Source organism: Streptomyces sp. NPDC005263 (assembly GCF_042872365.1).
Taxonomy (GTDB): domain Bacteria; phylum Actinomycetota; class Actinomycetes; order Streptomycetales; family Streptomycetaceae; genus Streptomyces.
Genome location: NZ_JBIAKJ010000002.1, coordinates 968,670 through 980,055 on the forward strand (window position 1 = coordinate 968,670; position 11,386 = coordinate 980,055).

The following is an 11,386-nucleotide window of genomic DNA, read 5'->3' on the forward strand; positions in this document are numbered from 1 at the left end:
CCTTCGAAGCAGGAGCTTCCCCATGACGCACATCAGTCAGGTCGTCACGCAGGAGAGCCGCTCCACCGTCACTCCGCAGCAGCACCAGGAGACGTTCCTCCCGTACACCGGGCAGGACGAGCCCATGGACCTGGTGATCGAAGTGCTGACGGCACCCAACAGCAGGCCCGCCCTGTTCACTCTCTGCTATGCGAGCAACCACGCCTCATGAACCGGACGTTGATCGGGTTCCGGCGCCACCTCCGCGCGGAGGTGGTGCCGGACGACGCCACCTACCTGATCTCCGAACACGGGATCACCGCCCTCAGGGCACCCCATCTGGAAGCGGTCGTGCCGCTCCTCGACGGCAGCCGGGACCTGCCCGCGCTGCTGCGCGACAGCCCCGAACCGCTGCCCGCCGAGCGGCTCACCGCCCTCCTCACCCAACTCGCCGACGCCGGTTTCATCGAGTACCGGGAGCACCCGTGCTCCGAGCCGGCCGACCACAGCGCCGAGGCCTACTGGGAACTCGCGGGCCTCGAAGGACACCGGACCCGACTGCGGACCGCGTCCACAGTCGTCGAGCTGCGCACCGTCGGCGACATCGACGCCGCGTACGCCGCCCGCGCGCTGCGGGCCTCCGGGCTCGCCGTCACCACCGAGCAGGCGGCCGACGCCGCCCTCACCGTCGTCATCTGCGACGACTACCTCGCCCCGGAACTGGCCGCGCTGGACGCCGAACACCGTGCGAGCGGCCGGCCCTGGCTGCTGGCCAAGCCCAGCGGCGCCACCATCTGGGTCGGCCCCGTCTTCCGCCCCGGCACCGGCGCCTGCTGGTCCTGCCTGGCCCACCCGGTACGGCTGCACCGCGGCATCGAGTCCCAGGTCGGCGCCGCCCTGGGCCGCACCGGCCCGGTACCGGGCCCCGCCGCGGGCATCCCCTGCACCCTGGGCGCCGGACTGCACCTCGCGGCGATCGAGGCCGCCAAGTGGCTGGCCGGACACCACTCCGGCCAGGACCGGCTGCTCACCTTCGACACCCTGACCCTGGGCTCGCGCCACCACGTGGTGCGGCGTCGGCCGCAGTGCGCCGACTGCGGCGACCCGGGCCTGGCCGCCGAGCGCGCCCTGACCCCCGTCGTCCCGCGGTCCCGGCCCAAAGCCCCGGGCGGCGGCGGGGGCCACCGCTCCCGTTCCGCGCAACAGATGCTCGACACGTACGGCCACCTCGTCAGCCCGGTCACCGGTGTCGTCGCCGGCATCACCCGGATCGAGGGCGGCCCGGCGTTCCTCAACAGCTTCAACTCCGGTCCCAACCCGGTCTCCGGCACCCCCGGCCTGAGCGCGCTGCTGGGCGGCCTGCGCCAGGTCAACGGCGGCAAGGGCGTCACCGCGCTGGACGCGGAGGTCAGCGCGCTGTGCGAAGCCGTCGAGCGCTACTCCGGCTGTCTGCACGGCGACGAGTACCGCACCCGGGCCCGCTACCGGGACCTCGAAGGTCTCGCCGTGCACCCGGACACCTGCCAGCTGTACGCCGACGAGCAGTACGCCGGCCGCGACGCGTGGAACGCCACCCACTCCGGGTTCCACCACGTCCCCGAACGCTTCGACGAGAACGCGGAGGTCGACTGGACCCCCGTCTGGTCGCTCACCGGGCAGCGCCACCGGCTGCTGCCCACCGCACTGCTCTACTTCGCCACCGCCGCCGAACGCCAGGACCCCGTCGCGGGCCGCCGGTTCATGCACGCCGACTCCAACGGCAACGCGGCCGGCAGCAGCCTGGAGGACGCCGTCCTGCAGGGCTTCCTGGAACTCGTCGAGCGGGACGCCGTCGCCCTGTGGTGGTACAACCGCACCCCCCGGCCCGCCCTGGACCTGCGTGCCGGAGCCGACCTGTGGACCGAGGAGCTGATCGACGTCCACCGCGGCCTCGGCCGTGAGGTGTGGGCGCTCGACCTCACCTCCGACTTCGGCATCCCCGTGTTCGCCGCGCTGTCCCGCCGTACCGACAAGGCCGCCGAGGACATCGTCTTCGGCTTCGGCGCGCACCTCGACGCGAGGATCGCCCTGCGCCGGGCGCTGACCGAGCTCAACCAGCTGCTCCCGGCCGCGGTCGACGCCCGCGCGGACGGCGGCGGCTACGCCCTGAACGACCCCGAGCTGCTGCACTGGTGGCGGGGCGCGACGACGCGCAACCAGCCCTATCTCCGGCCCGCTTCCACCGCCGCGAGAACCCTGGCCGACTTCTCCTTCCCCACGGGCACCGATCTGCGCGACGACCTCACCGCCGTCACCTCGGCGGTGCGCGCCCGCGGACTCGACCTGCTCGTCCTCGACCAGACCCGCCCCGACGTCGGCCTGCCCGTCGTCAAGGTGCTCGTCCCCGGACTGCGTTCGTTCTGGACCCGGTTCGCCCCCGGCAGGCTCTACGACGTCCCCGTCGCCCTCGGACGACTGCCGGAACCGGTCGCCCGCGCCGACCTGAACCCCGTGCCGCTGTTCGTCTGACCCGCCCCTCTTCCCCCCAGGAGCCGACCGTGCTGCAGTCATCCCGCATCGACGACCACGACCATCCGGAGACGATCACCACGCTGTGGTCGCTGCGTGAGGACGTCCGTGTCGAAACGGCCGAGGACGGCACCGCGGTGGAACTCCACGGCCGCTGGTCGGACCTGCGGGTCCGCAACCCGGAACCCGGCCTGGTGGAGACCCTGCGCCGGATGAGTCTGGGACCGGTCAGCCTGGACAACGTCACCCCCGGCGGCCACCGGTCCTGGCAGCGCGCGCTGCTGCGGCTCCAGGACCTGGTCGTCCGCTCCCTCGCCTTCGCCGACAACGGCCAGGTGCTGCTGTCCGCGGTCCCGCTCACCAACGCCGCCCGCTTCACCCCCGAACCCCCGCCCGAGGGCGCCCTGTTGAAGCTGTCCCGGTTCGCGGTGCTGCGCCGCGAGGGGGACCTGTTCCAGCTGGAGTCCCCGCTGTCGCTGCACCGGGTGCTGCTGCACCGGCCCGAGGCCCAGTGGGTGGTCGCGGCGCTCGGCCGGCCCGTCTCGGAGGCCACGGCGGGCGACCACGTCCCGCTGGCCCGTGCGGTGGTGCGGGAGATCCTCGGCTACCTCATCGGCACCGGGATGGTGCTGGTGGCCCGGACCGCCGACGGGGACTTCGAGGAGGACCAGGACCCGGTGCTGCGCACCTGGTCCGCGAACGACATGCTCTTCCACACCCGTTCGGTCATGGGCCGCGACGACGGCGACTACGGCGCGACCTTCGCGCACGCCGCGCAGATCAAACCGCAGCCCGCCGTGAAGAACCCGCCGAGCGGCACGGTGGTCCGGCTGCCGAGGCCCGACCTCGACGAACTCCTGGACCGGGACCCGCCGTTCACGACCGCGCTGGAGGGACGGCGTTCGGTGCGCGCGTACGGGACATCCGCCCTGAGCCTGCGCACCCTAGGCGAGTTCCTGTACCGGACGGCACGGGTCCGCTCGATCGGCATGGCCGGCGAGGGCGAGACGGCCTACCCGGCCAGCGACCGCCCGTACCCGACCGGGGGCGCCGCCTACGACCTGGAGCTGTATCTCACCGTCCGGGACTGCCCCGAACTGCCCTCCGGCATCCACTACTACGACCCGCTTGACCACTGTCTGGTGCTGGTCAACGAGGACCCGGCGGCGGCCGGTGAACTGTCCGCGGGAGCGATGGCGGCCGCGGCGCTGGCCACCCCGCCGCCCGTGCTGATCACCCTGACCTCGCGCTTCCAGCGGCTGAGTTGGAAGTACAGCGGACTGGCGTACGCGCTGGTGCTCAAGCACGTCGGGGCGCTCATCCAGACGTTCTACCTGGTCGGGTCCGCGATGGGGCTGGCCGGCTGCGCGGTGTGCAGCGAGGACGTCACCGTGTGCGCCGGGGCGCTCGGACTGGACTGGCGCAGCGAGTCGCCGGTGGGGTCCTTCGTCCTCGGGCCGCTGCCCGACGAGCAGCTGCCGAGTCACGAGCACCACCTCGACGACCGGGTTTCCGTCAACGGCCAGGACTGGCCGGAACGTTCCGCTGCGGTGGGCCGCGTCTGAACAGGGGGAGAAGGACCGGGTCGGGGAGCACCACCGCGGCCCGGGGCCGTCTACTATGACGGCACGGTTGTGAGCATCAACGGGGGAGTGTGTGGATGCTGCGCGGATTTCTGCGTTCCGATAGACAGCAGCGCGACACCCTTCCTCCGCAACTGGCCTTCGCCATCGTCCTGATGGTGCTGTGCGGGTTCGTGCTGATCGCCGTGCTCAATGTGATCGGCAGTGATCCGGGGCCCTGGCTGCTGGCGGCCTGCCTCTTCTCCAGCGTCACCCTGTTCGCCATCCAGACCGTGCACAGCTATCCGGGCACCGAGCGGTTCAGGGAGCGCTACGGCCTCTGGACACTGCTCGGCCAGGCCGTCCTCACCTACGTCCCCATGCTGTTCTTCGGCGTCACCTGGGGCGGTATGGGCGGGTTCCTCGCGGGATCGTCCCTGTTGATCATCGCGGCGCCGGCCTGCTGGGTGGCGTTCGGTGTGATCGTCGCGGTGACGGGACTGGCCGCGGTGGTGGAGGGCACCGGGTGGGTGGACTCCTCCTACCTCGTCGTCTCCACCGTGCTCACCGGGCTCATCGTCTACGGGCTCACCCGGCTGTCCAACCTGGTGGCCGAAGTGCACCGGGCGCGCGAGGAGCTGGCGGAGATGGCGGTGGCCCGCGAGCGCCTCCGCTTCGCCCGGGACCTGCACGACCTGCTGGGCTTCGGGCTGTCCGCGATCACCCTCAAGAGCGAGCTGACGTTCCGACTGGTGGCCACCCGGCCGGAACGTGCCCGCGAGGAGCTGGTCGGCATCCTGCAGATCTCCCGGCAGGCCCTCGCCGACGTGCGGTCGGTGGCCCGCGGCTACCGGGAGATGTCACTGGACGCCGAGGCCGCCTCCGCGGAGGACGTGCTGACCGCGGCCGAGATCGAGGCCCGCATCGACCTGGACTGCGGCCCGCTGTCCTCCCGGGCCGGGACGGTGCTGGCCACGGTGATCCGCGAGGGCGTCACCAACGTCCTGCGGCACAGCAAGGCCCAGCACTGCGTCATAGAGGCCGGCCCGGCCAGCGGCCCGGACGGCCCCCTGGTCCGCCTGGTCGTGGCCAACGACGGCGCCGACGAGACCCGCCGTACCGGCTCCCAGGACGGCGGCAGCGGCCTCGGCAACCTCCGCACCCGCGTCGAGGAGATAGGTGGCCGGCTCACGGCGGGAGCGGACGCCGCCGGCTGGTTCCGCCTGACCGCCGAGGTCCCCCGCACCTCGACGAACTCCCCCCAGCCGAACCGACCACAGCCCTGACACCGACCAGGTCGACGCGCGTCACTCCGCCGTACCCGTCAGTACTGTCAGGGCCTTGTGGGGGCCAGGGTCACCAGCTCACGTGCCAGGGGACCTTGGTCACTCCCTTGGCCAGCAGCCGCTGGAGCACGGGGGTGTACGGCCGCTGGCGGCCGTAGTCCTGACCCGGTTGCAGCTCCCGCAGCCGGGGGACCTCCAGCAGGGGCGTCCAGTCCTCCAGCCGGTCGCAGCCTGCGAGGCTGAGCCGCTCCAATTCCGGGAAGGCGCCGATACCCGCGATGTCGGTCAGGTCCCTCAGGCGCAGGGCCGTCGTGGTCAGGGCAGTGAGCCGCTTCAGCGGGGAGAGGTCCGGCCAGGGGAGTCCGGATGCCTCCAGGTGGGTCAGCTGGGCGGGCAGATCCGACACCTGGGGGCACTCGGACAGTCTCAGCCTCCTCAGCTCGGGCTTCGTCTCCAGGAACGCCAGACTTCGCACCAGGGGCAGGTTGAGCAGCTCCAGCCGGGGGAGGTGCGGTCCGGCGAGCCCGCCGATGTCGGTCAGCAGCGGCAAGTTGTTCAGCACCAGCCGGTCGGTGTCCGGCAGCCCACCCGGCTCCCCCAGTGTCGTGACCAGGGGGACGTCCCACAGTTCCAGCTCGCTCAGGGCAGGCAGGTGACCGATGCCATCCACCGACTTCAGGGCCGCGCAGCGCCAGATCATCAGTTTCCGCAGCGAGGGGTAGTCCCGCATGCCGTCCAGGGCGCGCAGGGACGGGCACCCGATGAACCGCATGTCGTCCATCAGTGGCATGTCGGGTAGCTGCGAGAGGCCGGTGAGCGCGTCCAGACCGAGCGCGTCGAGGCTGCGGAGCCTGGGGGCGTGCTCCAAGGCGGAGAAGTCGGCCAGGACCGGGCAGCCCTCCGCGCGGAACCGGTCGATGGGTGAGCCCTGCAGCCCGTCGAGGGTGGTGAGATGCGCGCAGTCCTTGAAACAGAGGTAGGCGAGGCCCGACAGAGACCCCAGGCCGCGTGCGTCGCGCAGCGCGGAGCAGCCGTCCACCGTCAGTTCGGTCAGGCCCGGGTGGGATCCCAGGCCGGCGAGGGTGACCAGCTTGCGGCAGTCGGTGATCCGCAGCTCGGTCAGGCCGGTGAGCGTGTCGATGCCCTCCACGGTGGTCAGCGAGGCGCAGCTGCTGAGGTCGAGTTCGGTGAGGGCGGGTAGGTCCGTGAGGCCTTTGAGGTCGCGCAGGCCGGTCCAGCCGAGGTCCAGCGTGGTCAGGCGGATCAGCCCCGTGAGCTGCTGGGCGTCGCGGAAGGAACGGCAGCCGCGCAGGGTGAGGGTGCGCAGGTCCGGGATGGCCGCGGGCAGTCCGGTGACCTCGCGCACCCTGGTCATGCTGAGGTCCAGCTCACGCAGGCGGCTCAGGGTCAGCAGGGGGCGGATGTCGGTGACCTGACGGCAACGGTGCAGATTGAGCCGGGTGAGCGCGGTCAGGGTGCTCAGCGGCGCGAGGTCGGAAATCCCGGCGCAGCCGTTGAGGTCGAGGTCGGTGAGGGAGGTCAGCGCGGCAAGGTCGCCGAGGTCGGTGACGTCCTTGCACCGGTCCACGTGGAGGGTCCGGAGCATGGTCAGGTGGCGCAGGCCGCGCAGCGACGTGATCCGGCGCAGCCGCAGCTCGGTGCGGCCCTCACGTGCGAAAGCGGGGGCGAGGAGGAGTTCGCAGAAGCGGTCCGGGTCGGCGGCGCGAGGCAGTTCGCGTAACAGAAGGTCACCGGAGTAGGCGGCGGTGGGCGCGAAACGGGCGGCGAGGTCGAGGGCGGCCCCGCCGTCGTGGACGGTGAGCAGTTCACGTATCGCCTTGCGCGCCCGTACGGGGGTGGCGGTGCTGAGCAGGCCGCGCAGTTCGACGACCAGCGGATGGACGTCGGACGCGTCGGTGGAAACGGGGTTCTGGGATGTCATGGCTGGGAGCTTAGGGCGGGCATCAGAGGGGGATCTGGATGATCGCCGGTTGCCCGCTCTTCGGCGCGCGACGGATCAGTCGTCCCCCGCGCCCACCCCCCTCAGGTCAGCCACCCGTTGTCCTCGGCGATTCTGATCGCGTCCACTCTGTTGCGGGCGTTGAGCTTGGTGACCGCGCTGGTGAGGTAGTTGCGGACGGTGCCGATGGAGAGGAAGAGACGGGTGGCGATCTCCATCGCCTCCGCTCCGTCGGCGGCCAGCTTCATCACCTCGACCTCGCGCCGCGTCAGCGGGTTCTCCTCGACCTCCCAGGCCGCCAGCGCCAGTTGGGGGTCGATCACCCGGCCCCCCGCCGCCACCCTCCGTACCGCGTCGGCCAGTTGGTCCGGCGGCGCGTCCTTCAGCAGGAACCCGGACACCTTCGCGGCCATCGCCCGCCGGAAGGTACCGGGACGACCGAGGCTGGTCAGAATCAGCACCCGGCACGTCGGCACCGCCGTGCGTAACTGGTCGGCCGCACTGAGCCCGTCCAGCCCCGGCAGGTCGATGTCCACGATCGCGACGTCCGGGAGCAGCTCCAGCGCGGTCGGCACCAACCGGTCGCCGGAATCGAACTGAGCCACCACCTTGAGGTCGGGTTCCATCTCCAGCAGTGCCACCAGGGCACCGCGCACCATGTGCATGTCCTCAGCGATAACGATGCGGATCAAGCCAGACCTCCCCCGTCCGACGGCCGTGATGCCGCGCACGTACCCGCACGCATGGTATTCGAACGGTCAAGACATCCGGGCCGACTCGCCCGTCCTCTGTGCCCAACTGACCGTGAATCCTTCATAGTCGGCCCCCTGACCGGGTCACCGCGGACCGGGGATGCCTGCACTGTCGGGCGAGGCCCCGCCCATGGGACTGTCGATGTACTACGCAGAGTACGGGGGCCGCGAGCGCTCGTACGTCCCTTCCTAGCCACCTGGGGACCAGATGGATATCACCCTGCTGGGGCCGCTCAACGCGGACAAGGACGGCGCCCCGGTCCTACCGTCAGCAGCCAAGATGCGCCAGATCCTGGCCCTGTTGGCTCTGCACTCCAACCGAGTGGTTCCGGTGTCGATGATCATGGAGGAGCTCTGGGGCTACAACCCTCCGCGGACCGGTTCCACCACCCTCCAGACCTACATCCTGCGGCTGCGCCGCCTGATCGACGCCTCGGTCCGCGGACACTGCAACGCCAAGGAGATCCTGGTCTACCGGCACGGCGGCTACTGCCTCATCGTGCCCACCGGCTGCGTGGACGTACTGGAGTACGACCGCCTCGCGGCCGAGGGGCAGCGCCTCTTCGACACCGGCGAGGACGAGGCCGCGGTCAAGGTGTACACCGAGGCACTCGACCTGTGGCGCGGCCCGGCCCTCGCGGACATCCGCTGCGGCGCCGTCCTCGAGATCGAGCGGGTGCGTCTGGAGGAGAGCCGGCTCGGGGTGCTGGAGCGGCGGATCGACGCCGAGCTGTACCTGGGTCGGCACGCCGAACTCCTCACCGAATTAGTGGTACTGACAGCCCGTCAGCCGCTCCACGAGGGTCTGCACGCCCAGCACATGATCGCCCTCTACCGCTCCGGCCGCCCCTCCGAGGCGCTGGCGACCTTCACCAAGCTGCGCCACCGCCTGGTGGAGGACCTGGGCCTGGACCCCTCGCCCAGGCTCCAGCGGCTCCAGCGGGCCATCCTCGGCGGGGACCTGCTGCTCGACCACCCGCAGCGCGGGCCGGGCCGCAGGGTGCTGGACATGTTCGCCGCGTGAGCCGACGGCCGTGGGAGGTCCGGCCCCACCCGGACTTCGCCACGAGCCGTCGCTCCGTGCGCCCCGTCGGACCTCAGACGACCTCGAAGTTCGCCATCATCGCCATGTCCTCGTGCTCCAGATTGTGGCAGTGCAGCATGTACCGCCCCCGGTGCCCGCGGAACCGCACCAGTACGTCCACCACTTCGTACGGCCGCACGTCCACCGTGTCCTTCCAGCCCGCGTCAGTCGCCAGCGGCGGCCCGTCGCCCCGGGCCACCACCAGGAAGTGCGCCAGGTGCACATGGACCGGATGGTGGAAGTCACTGCTGAACCGCCACCGCTCGACGGTGCCCAGCCGGGGCCGCGCGAGCACCCGCCCGCTGTCGAAGGGCCGGCCGTTGATCGTCCACAGCTCCCCACCGCTCCCGGACGTGAGCCGGAAGTCGAACCGCCGCTCGGCCACCGCCCGTTCGGCCCGGGCCACCGGCACGTCGGCGAGACGCTCGGGAACCCGGCTGGTCTCCCGCTCCCGGCGGACGATCCGGAACCGCATCACCGAACGCGTGCCTCCCGTCCCCAGGGTGTTGACCAGGGTGACGGTCGAGCCGACCGGATACGCGGCGAAGTCGACGACCACGTCGAAGCGCTCCCCGGGCGCCACCGGCAGCGCGTCGTGCGTGACCGGACGCCCTAACAGCCCCGCGTCACTGCCCACTTGCACGAACGCGCCGCCCTCGCGCGGACCGGGCTCCAGGGCCAGCCGGTAGCGGCGGGCGTTGGAGGCGTTGAGGATCCGGAACCGGTACCTGGTGCCGGAGACCTCCAACTCCGGCCAGGGCGCCCCGTTGACGAGCACCACATCACCCGTCACCCCCTCCATGTACGCGTCCTCGACCCCCGGTTCACCGGTGAGTGAGGGGTCCAGGGACGGGTAGCGCAGCGCGCCGTCCTCCTCGAAGGACCGGTCGCAGATCATCAGCGGGATGTCCTTCTCGCCCCGGGGGAGCGGCAGCGCGTCCTCCACGTCGTCGTGCACCAGGAACAGACCGGCCAGCCCGCGCCACACCTGCGGCGCGCTGAAGTCCATCCGGTGGTCGTGGTACCAGAGCGTCGCGGCCGGCTGCTCCAGCGGATACGTGTACGTCTTGGCTCCCGACGTGTACGTCCAGTCGCCCGGCCGGGTCCGCATCTGCCCGGCATGCGCCCCCTGAGAATCGTGCGTCCCCTGAGAGCCGTGCGCGCCGTGAGAACCGTGCGTCGAGGCGCCCGGGCCGGAGCCGTACCCCGGCGGGAGGACGAGGTCCAGTGGGGAGCCGTCCGAGCCCGGAGCCTGCACTCCGCCGTGCAGATGGGTGGAGGTCGGCACCGGAAGCTCGTTGCGCACCCGTACCGTCGTCGTACGCCCCGACCGGCCCACCAGGGTGGTCCCGGGGAACCGGCCGTCGTAGCCCCACACCTCGGTCCGCAGACCCGGCAGGATCTCCACCCGGGCCGCACGCTGCACCAGCTCGTAGTGGTCGCCGCCGTCCGGACCCCGGGTGGGGGTCGCCGTCACCGGCACGGGCAGCGGCACCCGGAAGGGGGCGGGCAGCCGCGCCCGGCTGGAGAGTTGTTCCCCCGACACCTCACGGGTCAGCGCCCCGCACCCCGCGGTGCCGAGGCCCGCCGCGGCCAGCCCGGTGGCGGTGGCCGCCTTCAACAGGGTCCGTCGGCTCGGCCGCATGGTCATCGACTCCCGTTCTCCGTACGGCTGCCCGGCCGGTGGGCGAACACCCAGTACGTCTGCGCGGTCAGCCCGGCGACCAGCGCGACGCCCAGCGGGATGTGCAGGGACAGCTGCCGGGCGTAGCCGAACCCGCCCTGCGCCTCGACCAGGGAGGCGATCAGCAGCGTCAGCCCGATCGGCCACGCGGGACCGCCGCCCGGGCGCCACAGCGTCACCGCGGCGCCGACCGTGAGCCAGCTCATGATGGAGATGAGGGTGGCGTTGAACGCGTGCACGTCCAGCAGGTCGGTGTCGCCGGTGATGAACAGGCCGGCCAGTACGGGCTGCGCCAGCGTCAGCAACAGCAGCACACAGGTGCATGTCCGCAGCACGGTGAGCGGCCAGCGCCTGGCCACCCGCGTCGGCGTCTCGGCTTCGGTCTCCGTGTCGGGTGACGGAAACATCAGCATCACTCCGGATCGCCGACGGCATCCGCAGCCGCCGCGCCGCCCCGAGTCTGGCAACGCCCGCTGGACACCGGCTTGACCGGGCCGCGGGAGCCGCGGGAGTCGCGTGAGCCGCGGGAGTCGAACGAGCCGATCCGGCCGAACACGGCGAAAAATACGGT

Annotated in this window: 9 protein-coding genes; 5 read left to right on the forward strand and 4 right to left on the reverse strand. The window is 71.6% G+C overall.

Annotated features, from left to right (window positions below):
* Nucleotides 1–22 precede the first annotated feature (22 nt).
* The 4 genes from ACFYRY_RS11570 (at nt 23) to ACFYRY_RS11585 (ending at nt 5,335) form a co-directional block, all read left to right on the forward strand.
* The gene (locus tag ACFYRY_RS11570; RefSeq protein ID WP_389142660.1) at nt 23–211 is read left to right on the forward strand and encodes a hypothetical protein; all 189 of its coding nucleotides are present in this window, start codon (nt 23–25) and stop codon (nt 209–211) included.
* Entirely contained in the window at nt 208–2,487 is a 2,280-nt protein-coding gene (locus ACFYRY_RS11575) for a TOMM precursor leader peptide-binding protein (RefSeq protein ID WP_389142663.1), read from the forward strand. The genes ACFYRY_RS11570 and ACFYRY_RS11575 overlap by 4 nt, the downstream gene beginning before the upstream one ends.
* 29 nt (nt 2,488–2,516) lie before the next feature.
* Nucleotides 2,517–4,052, forward strand: coding sequence for a SagB family peptide dehydrogenase (locus ACFYRY_RS11580; protein ID WP_389142665.1), 1,536 nt, complete (start codon nt 2,517–2,519; stop codon nt 4,050–4,052).
* A gap of 95 nt (nt 4,053–4,147) precedes the next feature.
* Entirely contained in the window at nt 4,148–5,335 is a 1,188-nt protein-coding gene (locus ACFYRY_RS11585) for a sensor histidine kinase (RefSeq protein WP_389142668.1), read from the forward strand.
* Between the two features lie 70 nt (nt 5,336–5,405).
* Here the strand turns inward: ACFYRY_RS11585 and ACFYRY_RS11590 are convergent, their stop codons facing one another.
* The gene (locus ACFYRY_RS11590) at nt 5,406–7,277 is read right to left on the reverse strand and encodes a leucine-rich repeat domain-containing protein (protein WP_389142671.1); all 1,872 of its coding nucleotides are present in this window, start codon (nt 7,275–7,277) and stop codon (nt 5,406–5,408) included.
* A gap of 101 nt (nt 7,278–7,378) precedes the next feature.
* A complete protein-coding gene (locus ACFYRY_RS11595; RefSeq protein ID WP_356765135.1) occupies nt 7,379–7,987 on the reverse strand; it encodes a response regulator transcription factor in 609 nt (202 codons plus the stop codon).
* 268 nt (nt 7,988–8,255) lie between these two features.
* Here ACFYRY_RS11595 and ACFYRY_RS11600 point away from each other — a divergent pair, with 268 nt between their 5' ends.
* Nucleotides 8,256–9,071, forward strand: coding sequence for a BTAD domain-containing putative transcriptional regulator (locus tag ACFYRY_RS11600; RefSeq protein ID WP_389142674.1), 816 nt, complete (start codon nt 8,256–8,258; stop codon nt 9,069–9,071).
* 73 nt (nt 9,072–9,144) lie between these two features.
* Here ACFYRY_RS11600 and ACFYRY_RS11605 read toward each other — a convergent pair whose 3' ends face one another.
* Together ACFYRY_RS11605 and ACFYRY_RS11610 are read right to left on the reverse strand one after the other, a co-directional pair.
* Nucleotides 9,145–10,782, reverse strand: a complete 1,638-nt coding sequence (locus tag ACFYRY_RS11605; protein ID WP_389142677.1) for a multicopper oxidase domain-containing protein — start codon at nt 10,780–10,782, stop codon at nt 9,145–9,147.
* Nucleotides 10,779–11,222 carry a hypothetical protein gene (locus ACFYRY_RS11610; RefSeq protein WP_389142680.1) on the reverse strand — a complete coding sequence of 148 codons (444 nt, stop codon included), beginning with the start codon at nt 11,220–11,222 and terminating at the stop codon, nt 10,779–10,781. The genes ACFYRY_RS11605 and ACFYRY_RS11610 overlap by 4 nt, the downstream gene beginning before the upstream one ends.
* Nucleotides 11,223–11,386: the final 164 nt, after the last annotated feature.

Bases quoted from the DNA above. Each gene is read 5' to 3' on its own strand.
- ACFYRY_RS11570 (WP_389142660.1), top strand. From the start codon at position 23: ATGACGCACATCAGTCAGGTCGTCACGCAGGAGAGCCGCTCCACCGTC.
- ACFYRY_RS11575 (WP_389142663.1), top strand. From the start codon at position 208: ATGAACCGGACGTTGATCGGGTTCCGGCGCCACCTCCGCGCGGAGGTG.
- ACFYRY_RS11585 (WP_389142668.1), top strand. From the start codon at position 4,148: ATGCTGCGCGGATTTCTGCGTTCCGATAGACAGCAGCGCGACACCCTT.
- ACFYRY_RS11590 (WP_389142671.1), bottom strand. From the start codon at position 7,277: ATGACATCCCAGAACCCCGTTTCCACCGACGCGTCCGACGTCCATCCG.
- ACFYRY_RS11600 (WP_389142674.1), top strand. From the start codon at position 8,256: ATGGATATCACCCTGCTGGGGCCGCTCAACGCGGACAAGGACGGCGCC.
- ACFYRY_RS11605 (WP_389142677.1), bottom strand. From the start codon at position 10,782: ATGACCATGCGGCCGAGCCGACGGACCCTGTTGAAGGCGGCCACCGCC.
- ACFYRY_RS11610 (WP_389142680.1), bottom strand. From the start codon at position 11,222: ATGTTTCCGTCACCCGACACGGAGACCGAAGCCGAGACGCCGACGCGG.